We start from the raw sequence: 15570 nt of genomic DNA, 5'->3' as shown, positions 1-15570 counted from the left end.
CATGCCCTCCACCGTAGCCCTCTGCATGCCCGCTTTCAACCGCGAGCACCTTGTCGCCGAAACGCTCGACAGCGTCCTTGCGCAGACATGGCCCCACTGGGAATTGCGGGTGGTGGACGATGGTTCCACTGATCGCACCAAGGACATCATCGCGGAATATGCCGCTCGTGATCCCCGCATCATCCTGACCGACCGCACGACCCAGCCCAAAGGGGCCTGCACCTGCCGCAACGAAGGGGTGATCGCGACCAGCGCCGAATATGTGATGTTCCTCGACACCGACGACATCATCGAGCCATTCTGTCTGGAAAACCGAGTCCGCGTGATGGACGCTTCGCCAGACCTGACATTCGGGATTTTCCCCAGCCTGATGTTTGAGAAAATCCCCGGCGATCTGCGAGTGTGGTGGAACATCGACAAGCCCGATACTGACGAGTTGACCCGGCAGTTCCGCCAGGACGCTATCGCCCAAGGCACCGGCATCCTCTTCCGCCGCCAAGCCTTCATTGATATCGGAATGTGGGACCCCGAACTGCTGATGTGGCAGGACATAGACCTCTTCTTCCGCGCCTACATTCAAGGCTATGCATACGGAAAATTCTTCGATCTGCCGCCTGATCTGCACAACCGAACGAACCATGGTAGCTTGAGCCGCAAGGACTTCTTTACCCCCGCCAAACAAGAGAGCCGCGCCACCGTGCTGCGCCGCGCTGTGGCTCTCCTGCGCGAGAACGGGATGAATGCGCGCATCCCCCAAGCTCGTTTCATGGCGGCTGAAGTAATCTCTGGCGCGGCGCGGTCAGGTCAGATGCCACTTGCACGTCAAATGCTCGACTGGGCCAGCCGCGAAGGCGTCCTGACCGCCCGCGAAGCTAGCAACCTGCGCATCGTCGTGCTGGCCCACTGGACCCGCGCCACGCGTCTTGGTCCTGTGCGGAGACGCGTCGAAGCCCTGCTGCGGCCATTCGACACCAAAGCCACACTCGGCCGCCTACCCTACACACCAACAGCCTGAACCGGACCTCCCTATGACTGACCGTATCGCCGCCATTGTTCCCGCCGCCGGACAAGGCTCCCGTCTTTTCCCCTTCCCCTGCCCCAAGGAACTCTTCCCCGTTGGCTATCAGGACCTCAACGTCGATGGCACGATAGAAAAGCGCCCCAAGGTGGTGAGCCAGTATCTCCTCGAACACCTCGTTGAAGCGGGCGCACAACAGGTGTTCTTCATCCTCGGGAACGGTAAATGGGACTTGATGCGCTACTATGGTGACGGCTCGCGGTTTGACACTAACATCAGCTATCTCTTTCAGGAAGAGCTGCACGGAATGCCGTATGCTATCGACCTCGCACGCGCGTGGCTCGACGGGCAAACAGTGCTCTTTGGAATGCCCGACACGATCATCGAACCCTCCGATTGCTTCAAGCGTCTCCACGCCTTCCACGCCGAGCAGATGGCGGACCTTACGCTCGCGCTCTTCCCCACCAACAACCCGTCCAAATTTGGAATGGTCGAGATGGATACAGAGGCTAACGTAATCCGAACCATCGACAAGCCCAAAGCTTCCAAATTGCGCTACATGTGGGGAGCATGCTGCTGGTCCCCGGCTTTCACAGGACTGATAGGGGACTACCTCCATGCGACCGAATACAGCGGCAAGGAGGTGGTTCTGGGCGATATCTTCAACTACGCGCTTGAATTGAAACTGACCGTAAAGGGGCTAATATTCGAGGATGGAAAATATATCGACATCGGCACATCGACAGATTTGAACTCAGCGCTCAAGAAATTCCAACTCTGACCAGATGACACCCCCTACAATATCGGTCGTGATCCCAGTCCGCAATGAAGCGGCCAAATTAGCGATGTGCCTAGAGGGCATCCTCTCCCAGACGGTGCCCGTGCTCGAAATCCTCGTGATCGACAGCGGTTCAACCGATGGCACTCAGGACATCGTGCGCAGTTACACTAGGACCCGGCTGATCGAAATCCCCGGCTCCGAGTTCAATCACGGCGATACCCGCAACCTCGGGGTGCGCGAAGCCAAAGGCGAATTTATCCTCTTTACCGTCGGCGATGCATGGGCTGTTGATGAGCGCTGGATTGAAAGGCTGCTCAGCGGTTTTGTAGCGGATGATATCGCGGTGGTATCGGGGGCGCAGGTCGTGGCTCACCGTGCCGACACAAGTCCGCTGGAGTGGTTTCGCCCTGTCTCGACTCCCAAGCTCTCCATTGCCCGTTTTGACACCCCCGCAGCCTATGACGCGGCTACTCCCAACCAAAAGCATGCAGCCTGCGCGATTGACGATGTGAACGCTCTGTACCGGCGCGGAGTCCTTGAAAAGATTCCCTTTCGACGAGTGGTGTATGGCGAGGATGTGCTCTTCGCAATCGACGCATTTCGTTCCGGTTATGCGATTGCGCGGCATCCGGGCGCCCGTGTCTACCACTGGCACTTGGACAACTACGACACCACGCTCAAGCGCACTGTTACCGTGGGCATCCTGCGCCACGCGCTCTTCGGCACCCTGCCCGAGCACACTGAAGAGAAACCGCTGCGGATCGGCGCACGCCTCTTGCGCGAGCGGTCCGTGCCGATGGCGGCCAAGCTGAGATGGTGGCGGCATCGCCGCGAATTGGATCGCGCCATAACCGAGGGAGTGGCCCTTGTCCGACGCGCAGCCGCAGACGGCCCGGACGCCCTTGCAGCACTCCATGATCGCTTTGGCGGCACCCCCCCGGTCCCACTCAAACGCCAAGCAGGGGCCGCCCCGTGATCGCTCCAGCCCCAATCGTCAGCGTGCTGATGACCGTCTACAACCGAGAAGAGTTCATTGCTGATGCGATCGAAAGTGTCCTCGCTTCAGATTTCACGGACTTCGAGTTGATCATTGTGGATGATTGCTCTGAGGACCGCTCCGTTCGGGTCGCCCAAAGCTATGCGGAGAAAGACGACCGCTTGAAAGTATTTGTAAATACTCAAAACAACGGAGACTATCCGAATCGGAACAAGGCTGCATCCCTAGCTACAGGTACGTACCTCAAATATGTTGATAGCGATGACATGATATATCCTTGGGGCCTATCTGTGATGGTTAGGTGTATGGAAAAATTCCCTGATGCGGGATTTGGTCTATCAGCGCGTGCAGAATATGACCGTCCCCACCCAATCCAATTTGAGCCGGAGGCGACCTATCGGGAAAATTTCCTGGGTCGTGAGTTGTTCGGTCGTGCCCCAGGCTCCGCCATCATACGCCGGTCAGCCTTCGAGGCTGTTGGCGGGTTTTCCGGAGTGCGCGATGTGGGTGATATGGAGTTTTGGCTAAAAATTGGTGCGCGCTATCCGCTCGTATTGCTTACCCCCGCGCTGGTTTGGGATCGGATCCATCCTGGTCAAGAAAAAAACGTCAATAGTGCAGGAGAACGGGCCGCGTTGCGGGTCAAAGTAATAATTGCTGCTCTATCGCACCCACACTGCCCGCTCACTCAGGAAGAGCGCGTCCGTGCGCTCGACATCATCCGCCAGCGCGAAACCAAATTCGCCCTCCGCACGGTTCTGCGTCAGGGCCGGATGTTCGCAGCATTGCGCCATATTCGAACCGTTATTTCTCCTCTGGCTGCGGCTCGAACAGGAAGCTGAATTTATGTCCAAACCCGGAAAACATCGCCCTTGAGAACGCCTTTCGACGCAGAGCACTATTGGGAGAGCAGACTTTCCAAGCGCTACGATTCACAAGGAGTTGGTGACATTGGCTTGCCAGTTTCATATAATAATGATCTCTATCGTATTAGAGGCGATGCGTTTTCCTTAGCGCTCGCGAAGACTAAGGCCAAAACACGGGGCGCTCGAGTTCTCGACATCGGCTCTGGTACTGGATTTTATGTTCGCCAGTGGATTGATTGCGAGCCCGATATTCTGGTTGGTTCCGACATTACAAATACAGCAGTGGAAGCCCTGAGTCAGGCCGTCCCCTCCGCCAGCTTCCTTCGCTGTGACATTGGAGGAGAACTGCCAGACACAATCACAGGGCAAAAATTCGACTTTGTTTCTGCAATGGATATACTTTTTCATATCATTGATGATGCTGCATATGCTCGAGCCATCAGTAATATTGGTGAAATGGTACACAAGGGCGGACATTTCATTTTCTCAGATAACCTTTCCGACCGTACGATAGTTCATGGTCCGCATCAGGTTTCGCGGGCGGAGAATTGGACCCGGGAGTTGCTTGCTCAATATGGGTTCACGGTGATTGGAACTGTTCCAATGTTTGTTTTTATGAATGATCCTGTTCGTTCGAAAAGCCGCATTTTGCGCAAACTCTTCAAACTTACTTATCGGCTCGCTGCGCGTGGAGAGGGCTGGGGAAGAGTAATTGGGGCACTCTGGTTACCCCTGGAAAGGCTCTCAATTCGGACACTTACCCGTGGCCCCTCTACCGAGCTCTTTATATGCCGCAAGGTCTGACGCTTATACGCTAATGCACATCCTAGTTTTACCCAGCGAAGAGTACGTGCCGTCATATGCCCCAATGGCCGGGATTTTTCAACGGCATCAGATAGAAGCACTGCGCGCCACTGGGAGGGGCGAACGCATCGGCGTTCTCTCGGTTCGTTTGCGCCATTCCTTGCCGATGTATCTCAAGACGATAGCATTGCGGTTGGTTGGCAAGCGCGCGGGCAATGCGCTTGATCAGGTTGGAACCTTAACCCTCGCCTCATGTCTCTTAAAACGCCTTACATCTTCGCACAGCATGGTATCCTGTGAGGAGATTGCCGAAACACCGGTCGTGCGGATCGAAGGGCTATACCTCACACCACCATCTGATCGCTGCGATCACTTATGGTGGTGTCGAGCGGGACGGGCAGGGTTTCGTTTCTATGTATCTAAGTACGGGCAACCTGACATAATCCATGCCCATAACTCCCTTCCAGCAGGCTTCCTCGCGCAGTGGATCGAAGCGAAGTATGGTGTCCCCTATGTGCTGAGCGAGCATTCGTCATACTACCATCAGGGTTTGATTCCATCGGCACTATTCCCCGCTATCACTCAGGTTCTAGCAAAGAGCTCTGCCATTCTGCCTGTGAGCGACGCTTTGACGAACAGTTTAGAAACACGCCTCGGGACATTGCCGCATCCTCCGATTGTTATTGGCAACGTTATACCCCCGTTTTTTCTTCAAGAGGTCGCCCAGACCAACAAAGCCGACCGCGTGACCCTCCTGACGGTTGGAAGTCTTTTACCAATCAAAAACCAAGCAAGCCTGTTGGATGCATTGGCAGAGATTGATGGGCCGAACTTGCGAATTGTTGGTGACGGTCCGCTACTTGAAGAGCTTAAGGCAAGAGCCGCAAGACTGGGGCTGGAAGACCGTGTAACTTTCCTTGGGCAACTCGATCAGGATGGAGTAAGGTCAGAGATGCTCGCAGCGGATGCGCTAGTTTTTCCGAGTAGTTTTGAAACTTTTGGAGTGGTGTTGATTGAGGCGATGTCATGTGGCTTGCCCGTTCTTGCGATAGCTTCTGGAGGTCCGGAGGAGATTGTAACTCCGAAAAGTGGCTTCTTAGTCAATCCCGGAGACCACGCCGGTTTGGTAAGCGCAATAACTGAGTTCATGTCGCAACCCGATCTCTTTGATTCCGGAGCCATTAGAGCGGAGGCGCTTGCTCGATTTGGGCCGGATGTCTTCTGCACGCAGTTGCGTGAAACCTACCAGAGGGCTCTTGCACTTAATCTACAGAAATCCCTCTAGGATGAACCAACTGTCCAACTATCGCCAATGCAGTGTCGGAGTGCTCGATACGCGTGACGACCCAACCATGACCTTCGATTCGAAGGGTCGCTGCAACTATTATAACGCCTACAAAGCCGCTGAAGACGAGCATGTGCCGTCGCCCGAACAGGGTGAAGTCCGCCTTCAGGCACTCGCGGCGCAAATCAAGGAGGAAGGTAAAGGCAAGCCCTATGATTGCATCATGGGGCTGTCTGGAGGGGTAGATAGCACTTATGTCGCCCTACAGGCGCGACGTCTGGGTTTGCGACCTCTTGCAGTCCATCTCGACAACGGATGGAACTCCGAGCTTGCAGTGATGAATATCGAGCAAATTGTCAGCCGACTTGATATCGATCTTCACACACTGGTAATCGACTGGCAGGAGTTTCGTGACTTACAGCGCGCCTACCTGTTGTCTAACGTTATAGACATCGAGGTGATTTCGGATCACGCAATTTTCGCGACACTCTACAAGCTCGCTGCAAAATATGGCCTCAAACATATTTTGAGTGGCACAAACATAGTGACGGAGTTTGTTATGCCGCCGCACTGGATTTACAACAAGACGGACCATGTAAACATCCGCGCAATTCATCGCGAGTTTGGAAAGGTTCCGCTTAAGACCTATCCCTTCATCAATTTGAAGGTCAAGAAGTGGGACTTGATGGTATTGAATGTCAGATCACATTCAATTCTAAACTGGGTTCCTTATGACAAAGCTGCTGTCAAGGCACAGATACAAGATGAGTTGGGCTGGCGAGATTATGGCGGAAAACATCATGAAAGTATTTTCACCCGCTTCTACCAAGGATATATCTTACCTAAGAAATTTTTTGCCGATAAGCGCAAAGCGCATTTATCCAATCTTATATATGCGGGCCAAATTACAAAAGAGGCCGCGCTGGCAGAGCTTGAAATGCCACCATATCCACTTGAGCACCAAGAAGAAGACCGCTTATTTGTGACCAAGAAGCTCGGTTTCACACTGGCTGAGTTCGATGCAATTATGGCCTCAGATCCTATTCCTCATAGTCATTACGCCGTTGAGCAGTCATTATATGACACTTATCCGGCTCTAAAACCGCTACGGGACACTGCAAACCTATTTAAGCGTGCGATAAAGGCAACCTAGACGATGCCCGGCCCACTCATCATTGACTATGGCTGCGGCAATCCGGCTTCTATTGGAAACATGCTGAAGAAAATCGGTATTCGGTCGGAAATTTCAGCAGATGCAGATGCGATACGCACGGCGGATAGCGTTATCTTCCCCGGAGTTGGTGCGTTCGATTATGGGGCGGAGCGTATCATGTCTCTGGGGATCGCAGAGGCGCTCGAGGAGCGAGTGCGCGGGGCCGGCATTCCATTGCTCGGGATCTGTGTTGGTATGCAACTCCTTGCGCGCAAAAGCGAAGAGGGAGCATTGCCCGGCCTTGGTTGGATTGAGGCGGATGTCGTTGCTTTTGACAAGTCACGCCTCGGGAAAAGTGACAAAGTTCCACACATGGGGTGGGCAGATCTTTCTGTGCGGAAGCCGTCGGGCTTGCTTCATGACTTCCATGAAGACCCAAGATTTTATTTTGTTCATTCCTTCCACTTCAGCTGCGATCATGAGGAGGACGTGGCGGCTACAGCACATCACGGTTATGATTTCTGCGCCGCGATCGCTCGGGACAACATCTGGGGTGTGCAATTTCACCCCGAGAAAAGTCATCGTTTCGGGATGGCCCTGTTTCGTAACTTTATCGAGGCGACCGAGAGATGAAGCGCATCCGCGTTATTCCTACTCTGACGATGGAGGAACGCCGCCTTGTCAAAACGCTCAAGTTTGGAAAACGCACTTATGTTGGTGATCCAATCAATACTGTGAAGCTCTTCAATGACAAAGAAGTCGATGAGATCCTACTGCTTGATATTGGCAAGGACCGTGGCCCCAAAGGACCCGACATCGAATACCTGCGTGAGCTAACGTCTGAATGCTTCGTTCCGCTGGGGTATGGAGGTGGTATACGCACGCTCGATCACGCAAAGGCCGTATTCGCTGCAGGTGTCGAAAAAGTTTCTCTAAATACTGCACTATTCGACACAGAGAAACTCGTCGGCGAAATCGCTCAAGTCTACGGGTCGCAAGCCGTACTTGCGAGTATTGACGTGAGACTTGGCGGGTTCCTCCTAGGCAGAGATCACGTGCTGACCGATGCTGGACAACGCAAGGTCAAATCTGACCCCGTGGAAGTCGCTAAACGTGCTGTTGAATTGGGTGCCGGTGAAATCTTAATTACCGCTGTCGATCGCGATGGAACAATGGAAGGGTACGATACGGCCCTGATAAGACGTATTTCCGAAGCGGTATCGGTTCCTGTAATTGCAAATGGTGGAGCGTCCAGTATATCTGACCTCCTTCTTGCCGTTCGCGACGGAGGCGCCTCTGCTGTTGCAGCAGGGGCATTTTTTGTTTTCAAAGGACCTCATCGCGCTGTGCTAGTTAATTACCCTCGGCAGGAAGCACTTCGAAGCCAGCTCTTCGAACCAGCGTCTACGCTGTGAACATATTTTAAGACAGGATATTGATAACCGTGCAAACCAACAGCCCAGGATACGCAATCGTTGGCTGCGGCCGCATTGGCAAGCGCCACGCTGGTCATGCGGTTAAGTTCGGTCGCCTTACCAGCGTTTGCGATGTCGACCCCGAAAAAGCCGCCCAAGCCGCAACGGCAGATGGCGCGACGGTTTTCACTGACTACGACGACATGCTAACGGCGATGCAGGACAAAACCGACCTGATCGCTGTTTGTACGCCAAACGGTCTTCACGCAGAGCACGTGATCAAGGCATTCAAGGCCGGCTATCATGTGCTTTGCGAAAAACCGATGGCGCTCTCAGTTCATGACTGTGGGGAGATGATAAAAGCGGGCGAGGCTGCAAACCGCCGGCTTTTCGTCGTTAAACAAAACCGTTATAATCCACCCGTCGAGCATCTGAAAAGCCTGATAGAAAGTGGAAAGCTGGGACGTATATACTCGGTCCATCTCAACTGTTTCTGGAACCGGAACGACGCCTACTACACGGACACCTGGAAGGGTACCACCGCCATGGATGGGGGCACGCTCTACACGCAGTTCAGCCACTTCATAGACCTGCTGTACTGGCTCGTTGGCGATGTGCAGGACGTGGCGTCCTTCACCGATAACTTCGCACACCAGCATTCGGTCGAATTCGAGGACACGGGAGCTGCGATCCTGCGATTCTACAACGGGGCCATCGGATCGGTGAATTTCACGATCAACAGCTACGGCAAGAACATGGAGGGCTCGCTGACGCTCTTCTGCGAGAAGGGTACCATCAAGATCGGCGGCCAGTATCTCAACGAGATCGAATACGAAAACATCGAAGGGATGGACCAGGCCCAACTGCGTGAGGGCCGCTCGGCGAATGAATACGGCCAGTATCAGGGCTCCATGTCGAACCATGAGGATGTCTACGAGAACATCCACAAAGTGCTGACCGATAAGGGCACCATCGGCACCATCGGATTTGAAGGCCTCAAGACGGTGGAGATTATCGACAAAATCTATCGGGCGGCCAACCGTGTCACCCACATATAAGTCCGTAGTCATCCGAGATGTGACGTGTGGTTCGGATGTAACCATTGTCGAGCCCGCAAATGTCTACGACTGCACTCTCGGTGACGGCGTTTTCGTCGGCCCCTTCGTGGAAATTCAGGCCGGTGTAACCGTGGGTGCGCGCACCCGCGTGCAATCCCACGCCTTTATCTGCGAGTTGGTAACAATAGGCGAAGATTGCTTCATTTCCCACGGCGCAATGTTCATCAACGACAGCTTCGCCGCTGGAGGCCCCGCCCGTGGGGACCGCACCAAATGGGGTAAAACCACCTTGGGGAACAACGTCAGCATCGGCACCAATGCGACCGTTATGCCAGTCACAATCTGTGATGATGTCGTGGTGGGAGCCGGGGCCGTCGTAACAAAAGACATAACCGAACCCGGCTTCTATGTCGGAAATCCTGCTAGACGGATCAGTAGACAGGAAAACTGAAAAAATATCTCTAAATACTTTCGCACCGAGTGCACTGAAGTCGCGGATCAAACGTTTCCTGGACTTCGTGTATGCCGCCAATGCATCCCCCTTACGTAAATCACAGGCCTGGTAATTCAGATGCACTTCGTAGACCTCAAAGCCCAGCACGATAGTCTCCAGCCCCTCTTGGGGCAGGAGATCCAGCGAGTCATCGACACATCCAGCTTCATTCGCGGGGCCGATGTGGATGCGTTCGAGACCAATTTCGCGGCCCTCACAGGTTCCGCACATTGTGTCTCTGTCGCCAACGGCACGGATGCGCTCTATGTTGCCCTCCGTGCTCTTGGGGCTGGTCCCGGAGATGAGGTGATCACTACTGCGCATTCGTGGATTTCCACTTCCGAGACGATCACCCAGAGCGGAGCGCGTGTTGTCTTCACCGACACCGAAGACGCCTATTTCTGCCTTGACCCAGACCAGATCGAGAGCAAAATCACCGAGAAAACCCGTGGCATCATCGCCGTCCACCTCTATGGCCAACCCGCGGCCATGGACCGAGTCAAGGCGATTGCCGACAAGCACAACCTCTGGATCATTGAGGACAGCGCGCAGGCCCATCTCGCCGCTCTTGACGGAACCATGATCGGCCGCTTCGGCGATGTCGCCACCTATTCCTTCTATCCGGGCAAGAATCTCGGCGCGATGGGCGATGCCGGATGCCTGACCACCGACCGCGCCGATATCGCCGAATTTGCCACGCTATTTGCGCGCCACGGTGGCAAGAACAATCACCAGATGGAGGGGATCTGCAGCCGGATGGACGGGCTGCAGGCCGCTCTCCTCAACGTGAAAATGCCCCAACTACCCGCCTGGAACGCGACGCGGCGCGAAGCGGCTGCCCGCTATGACAGTCTCCTGTCCGGTCTGGGCGATCTGACCCTGCCCGCCGTGCGCCCTGGTGCGACCCATGTCTACCACCTTTACGTGATCCGCACCGCTCAGCGCGATGCCCTGCGCAGCTTTCTGACGGAGCGCCATATTCCAACGGTAGTGAACTACCCTCGCGCCCTGCCATTCTACTCCGCCTACGACTACCTTGGGCACAGGCCGGAGGATTTCCCAATCGCCCACGCCCATGCGTCCCAGATCTTGTCCCTCCCTCTCCACCCATTTATCGCCGAAGCGGAACAACATGAGGTCACGAACACAATTCGTGCTTTTTTCGCTGCCAACATATGACACTATCGGATGACACATCGCTGAAATGGCTGACCGGCAGATGCATACTTCTCGTTTCCCCTCAGCCTTGGGATCACCTGCCGATTTCGAAGCACCACTATGCAGAAGCACTTGCGGAGAGGAATACCGTCGCGTTTCTGCAGCCCCCAGTATCAACGCTGAAACCCGGCACTGTGGTTGCCACCGAAAGTGGCATAAACGGGATTTCGCTCATCTCATGGACCCCCTTTACGCCCAAGATTCTCCGCTTTCATGCCTACGGGCTCTACAAGTGGTTTATAGGTCGTGAGGCACGGCAGATCGGGAAGGCGATTGGAGTAGATGGCAAACCTGATCTCCTCTGGTGCTTTGATTTCAACACCTTCCCCGATCTAAGAGCTTTCGGTGCAACCCGCGTGATCTACCACCCTGTAGACCCACTCAGCGATCATAAACAGGCCAGAATTGGTAAGACGGCTGACCTAATCTTGAGTGTATCTAACCGGATTCTGACTAGTTTCGATGGTATGCTTGACCTGCCCCCACGCCATCTTGTCAACCACGGGATTGGCTCGGCCTTTACCAACCTTGCACGATCGCCAGCATTTCCTCGCAAAGATGGCCCGATCCGCTGTGGCTACTTTGGCAACATGGATCGAGCGGTAATTGACGGCAACCTAATAGCGGCGACAGTCGCAGCCCAAAATGGCGTAGAGTTCCACTTCTGGGGCCCGATCACTAAGATCTCCCCACTGGCTCCTCTCCGCTCCGCTCCGAACTGCATCTTCCATGGCACGGTTCCGAAGGATGCCCTTGCCCGTGCCGCCGCCGATATGGATTGCTTCCTAGTTGCCTACCGCGCCGACGCCCGCGAATCCGATCTCTCCAACGCCCACAAACTTCTCGAATACTTTGCCACAGGCCGTACAGTGATAGCCACACCAATGGACTGCTACCGCGACGATCCAGAGCTTCTAGCGATGTCCTCTAGCAGTGACCTAGAGACTTTCATAACCCACGTTGCAGAAACCTTCGCCAGTCTCAGCACCCTAAACGCTGACACCCCAGCGGCACGCCGCAAAGCCGTCGCGCTTGAGCATACTTATGAACGCAACATTGCCCGCATCGATGCGCTTCTAGCCGTGCGAGATGCATAGGAGCCTACTTGATGAGCCTTGTCCGCATCCTAGCCCGCAGCGTGGACTTGATTCCCTGGCGGCTGCGCAACCGCATCAAATCGATTCCCGGTGTGGCCTCATTCCAGCGTTGTCTGGTAAATCGGGTCATGGTGGATAAGGAGTTTGTCCACACGATCAGCGCCGGTCCCGCGAGCGGTCTCAACTTTCGGGTCCGCCTGCCAGACGACAAGCTGTACTGGACCGGCACCTGGGAACACGACATTACCACCACGATCGCGGCGCAGGTACGCCCCGGCTTGACCTGCCTCGATGTTGGAGCCCATCGCGGTTTCATGGCCGGTGTCATGGCCCGCAACGGCGCGTCTCGCGTGATCTGCTTCGAACCAAACCCCGATAACGCCGCCGCCATCGCAGATCTGGTGTCCCTCAACCCCAACCTCCCGATCGAGGTAATGGCCCTCGCGGTCGGCGCCGAGGACGCGCTGGCACAATTCGAGATCATGCCCGAATCCAGCATGGGCAAGCTCTCTACGTCCACCTTTCAAAACGAGGAAACCGGCGCGCGGACAATCGACGTGACGATCAGAACACTCGACGGTCTCGTGGCCGAGGGTGCCCTCCCGATTCCCGGCTTTCTCAAGATCGACATCGAAGGCGCGGAACTCGATGCGCTTTATGGTGCCGCTGGCCTGATCGAGAGCCACCACCCGACCCTACTGATCGAAGCGCACTCCTATGATCTGCTCCACGGGTGTGCCGATTGGCTGCGCGACCGCGGGTATTCTCTTTCGGTGATCCAAACGCCGCTGGAAGGGATCACACCCGAGACGTTCAAAGTATGCCACCTTCTCGCGCAACCAGCTTGATGCCCATGCACATCGCTATCGTCTCGGGCTTTCAGGTCATCAATAATCCACGTGTCGTCAAAGAGGCGGACGCGCTGGCCGAGATGGGGTACCGTGTGACTGTCTTAGCCGCGATCACCCGCCGCGAGGATGCCCCCCGGATCGAGGCCCTCGTTGCAGGACGCGATTGGACACATGTGCCTGTCATAGATACCACCAGGACCGACGCCCTATCGAAAGCAAAGGGACTCCTAAGGCGCGGCGCGGCGCGCTTCTCCCGCGAGATAGCGCCCCGGCTCAATGTCGAGCATCCCTTCCAACTGGGTCCCGAGGTATATGCTCTACTGGGCGCGGCCCGTCGCACCCGAGCCGACCTTTATAGCCTCCACCTTGAAAAGGCGCTCTGGGTTGGCCTCAAACTCGCCGAGGCTAATCGCCCCTATCGGTTAGATATCGAAGACTGGTATTCCGAGGATGGCCTGGCAAAGGATCGCGCGGCTCGCCCCCAACGGCTGATCCGCGAAGCCGAGCACCGCCTCTTGCACGGCGCGGTCCACACCACGGCGACGAGTGACGCGATGGCCGATGCGCTGATCGAAGCCTATGGCTGCCCCCGCCCGGCGGTGGTGCACAACAGCTTTCCCACGACGGTGCGTGATGCGCCCGATGGCAAGACACTGGATCGCAAACGGCACGATATACCGTCGATCACCTGGTTCTCGCAAACCATCGGACCGGGGCGCGGTCTGGAGGCCTTGATCAAGGCCTACGCGGGGCTCGAGCGCCCCGTGGAACTCCACCTGCGCGGCACTGCACGGTCTGGATTTATAGAGTCGCTGCTCGCCCCGCTGGAACCCGCGCATCGCGCGCGAGTCTATCTGCACGAACAAGTCCCGCAAGACGAACTACTGTCTCGGCTTAGGGAACATGACATTGGCTATTGCGGTGAACTGAGCGACTGTCGGAGCCGCGACGTGACGATAACCAACAAGGCGTTCGAGTACATGCGGGCGGGCCTCGCGATTGTCGCGAGTGATACAACCGGACAACGCGAAATCGCAGCCGCCGCGCCCAACGCGCTTGCCCTCTTCAAACAGGGCGACCCAGCCTCCCTTGCCGCTGCGCTAACCCCACTGATCGAAAACCCCGCAGCGCTCAACGCGGCACGAGATGCCTCTGTCGATGCCTTGCTGGATCATTTCTCATGGGATCGCTCCAAGCGCGTGATTCAGGAACAGGTTGCCAACTACTTTGAAAACTGCACATGAAGCGCGTCCTGTGCATCTCTCCCCATTTTCCGCCCGTCAATGGGCCGGACATGCACCGGTTGCGCCATATGCTGCCCCATTTGCCAGCTCTTGGCTGGGATCCTGTAGTTTTTTCGGTGGCACCCCAGCATGTCGAAGGGGCGCAAGATCCACTGCTGACCAGCACTTTGCCCGATGGTCTGGAACAGCATGTCGTCGGAGCCCTGAGCCCGCGCCTGACCCGCAAGGTTGGTCTTGGGAACATCGGATTTAGGAGTTGGTTTCAATTGCGCCGCGCGGTAGACCACTATTTGAGCGGCCATACAATCGACTTGATCTTTTTCACCACTACAGTCTTTACCGCGATTGCCCATGGCCCGCACTGGCACCGAAGATACGGCGTGCCTTTTGTGGTGGACCTTCAGGACCCGTGGCGAAACGACTACTACCTGTCCCTGCCTAAGCAGGACCGCCCGCGGAAATTCTGGTTTGACCACTGGCAGAAAACCAAGCTCGAAGCTGCGACTATGCCCCATGCCGCGGGTCTCCTCTCGGTGAGTGACGCCTATGTCGAAACCATGCAAGACCGATATCCGGCTCTTCGGAACCGCCCGGCACTGACCCAACCCTTCGGTGCTGCCGCGAGCGATTTCGATGTGGCCGCAACGCTGCCTGCTCCCGCTAAAGCCGTCCCGGGCACCGTCACGCTGCGCTACATTGGACGCGGCGGGCGCGACATGAAAACTGCCCTCACGATCCTTTTTCACGCTGTTCGAAAGGGCCTTGAGACAGAGCCCGACCTCTTTTATTCTCTCCGCCTCAGTTTTCAAGGGACGAGCTACGCAGCCACTGGGAGGGGAGAAAAGACTGTCGAACCCATCGCAGAGGCTTGCGGTGTGGCGGATCTGGTGCAGGAAGAAACTGACCGCCTGCCCTATTTCGAAACGCTGCGCAGCCTGATGGCTGCGGATATCCTCCTCGTTCCGGGCTCCGATGATGCGGGCTACACGGCATCCAAGCTATACCCCTACATTCTCGCCCGCCGCCCCCTTGTCGCGCTGTTCCATGAGCAAAGCAGCGCGGTTGAGGTGCTGATCCGGACTAAGGCGGCGGCCCCGATCACCTTCGATGAAACAGGCGTGACGGACGACGCGATCAGCCGCGCCTGTGACCAACTCCGCGCGCATCTCACCGGCACACGCCCCGCGCCGCAGACCGATTGGGCAGCCTTCGAACCCTACACAGCGAGCGCTACGACGGCCCGGATTGCCGCGCTCTTCAACCGCTCCCTCGCGACCTGACAAGGGACGC

General features: G+C 56.1%; 16 protein-coding genes. All 16 read left to right on the top strand.

Annotated features, from left to right (window positions below; genetic code table 11):
* Window position 1 precedes the first annotated feature (1 nt).
* Window positions 2-1015, top strand: a complete 1014-nt coding sequence (locus tag C1J05_RS06080; RefSeq protein WP_254684782.1) for a glycosyltransferase family A protein — start codon at window positions 2-4, stop codon at window positions 1013-1015.
* Window positions 1016-1028: 13 nt separating this feature from the next.
* Window positions 1029-1799: a nucleotidyltransferase family protein gene (locus C1J05_RS06075; RefSeq protein ID WP_114869466.1), complete on the top strand. Its 771-nt coding sequence runs from the start codon at window positions 1029-1031 to the stop codon at window positions 1797-1799.
* A 4-nt stretch (window positions 1800-1803) separates the two neighbouring features.
* Window positions 1804-2775 (top strand): glycosyltransferase family 2 protein, encoded by a 972-nt coding sequence (locus tag C1J05_RS06070; RefSeq protein WP_114869465.1) that lies wholly within the window; start codon window positions 1804-1806, stop codon window positions 2773-2775.
* A complete protein-coding gene (locus tag C1J05_RS06065; protein WP_162797935.1) occupies window positions 2772-3638 on the top strand; it encodes a glycosyltransferase family 2 protein in 867 nt (288 codons plus the stop codon). The genes C1J05_RS06070 and C1J05_RS06065 overlap by 4 nt, the downstream gene beginning before the upstream one ends.
* A gap of 30 nt (window positions 3639-3668) precedes the next feature.
* Entirely contained in the window at window positions 3669-4466 is a 798-nt protein-coding gene (locus tag C1J05_RS06060; protein ID WP_162797934.1) for a methyltransferase domain-containing protein, read from the top strand.
* A 64-nt stretch (window positions 4467-4530) separates the two neighbouring features.
* Window positions 4531-5751, top strand: coding sequence for a glycosyltransferase (locus tag C1J05_RS06055; protein WP_162797933.1), 1221 nt, complete (start codon window positions 4531-4533; stop codon window positions 5749-5751).
* Between the two features lies 1 nt (window position 5752).
* A complete protein-coding gene (locus C1J05_RS06050; RefSeq protein WP_114869461.1) occupies window positions 5753-6904 on the top strand; it encodes an N-acetyl sugar amidotransferase in 1152 nt (383 codons plus the stop codon).
* A gap of 3 nt (window positions 6905-6907) precedes the next feature.
* Entirely contained in the window at window positions 6908-7537 is a 630-nt protein-coding gene (gene hisH, locus C1J05_RS06045) for an imidazole glycerol phosphate synthase subunit HisH (protein WP_114869460.1), read from the top strand.
* Window positions 7534-8319: an AglZ/HisF2 family acetamidino modification protein gene (locus C1J05_RS06040; protein WP_114869459.1), complete on the top strand. Its 786-nt coding sequence runs from the start codon at window positions 7534-7536 to the stop codon at window positions 8317-8319. Before hisH ends, C1J05_RS06040 begins: the two co-directional genes overlap by 4 nt.
* 29 nt (window positions 8320-8348) lie before the next feature.
* Complete coding sequence (locus C1J05_RS06035) at window positions 8349-9377, top strand: Gfo/Idh/MocA family protein (protein ID WP_114872152.1); 1029 nt, start codon at window positions 8349-8351, stop codon at window positions 9375-9377.
* On the top strand, window positions 9361-9828 hold the full coding sequence (locus C1J05_RS22095) for a DapH/DapD/GlmU-related protein (RefSeq protein ID WP_114869458.1): 468 nt from the start codon (window positions 9361-9363) through the stop codon (window positions 9826-9828). Before C1J05_RS06035 ends, C1J05_RS22095 begins: the two co-directional genes overlap by 17 nt.
* A 120-nt stretch (window positions 9829-9948) precedes the next feature.
* On the top strand, window positions 9949-11049 hold the full coding sequence (locus tag C1J05_RS06025; protein ID WP_114869457.1) for a DegT/DnrJ/EryC1/StrS family aminotransferase: 1101 nt from the start codon (window positions 9949-9951) through the stop codon (window positions 11047-11049).
* Window positions 11046-12185 (top strand): glycosyltransferase family protein, encoded by a 1140-nt coding sequence (locus tag C1J05_RS06020; RefSeq protein WP_114869456.1) that lies wholly within the window; start codon window positions 11046-11048, stop codon window positions 12183-12185. Before C1J05_RS06025 ends, C1J05_RS06020 begins: the two co-directional genes overlap by 4 nt.
* A gap of 11 nt (window positions 12186-12196) precedes the next feature.
* A complete protein-coding gene (locus tag C1J05_RS06015) occupies window positions 12197-13033 on the top strand; it encodes an FkbM family methyltransferase (RefSeq protein ID WP_114869455.1) in 837 nt (278 codons plus the stop codon).
* Window positions 13034-13038: 5 nt separating this feature from the next.
* Entirely contained in the window at window positions 13039-14280 is a 1242-nt protein-coding gene (locus tag C1J05_RS06010; protein WP_162797932.1) for a glycosyltransferase, read from the top strand.
* Entirely contained in the window at window positions 14277-15560 is a 1284-nt protein-coding gene (locus C1J05_RS06000) for a glycosyltransferase family 4 protein (RefSeq protein WP_162797931.1), read from the top strand. The genes C1J05_RS06010 and C1J05_RS06000 overlap by 4 nt, the downstream gene beginning before the upstream one ends.
* Window positions 15561-15570 lie beyond the last annotated feature (10 nt).

It is taken from the genome of Sulfitobacter sp. JL08 (genome assembly GCF_003352045.1).
In the GTDB taxonomy this organism is placed as follows: domain Bacteria; phylum Pseudomonadota; class Alphaproteobacteria; order Rhodobacterales; family Rhodobacteraceae; genus JL08.
Note: the sequence above shows the minus strand (reverse complement) of the source record. Positions and strands in the feature narration are given on the sequence as shown.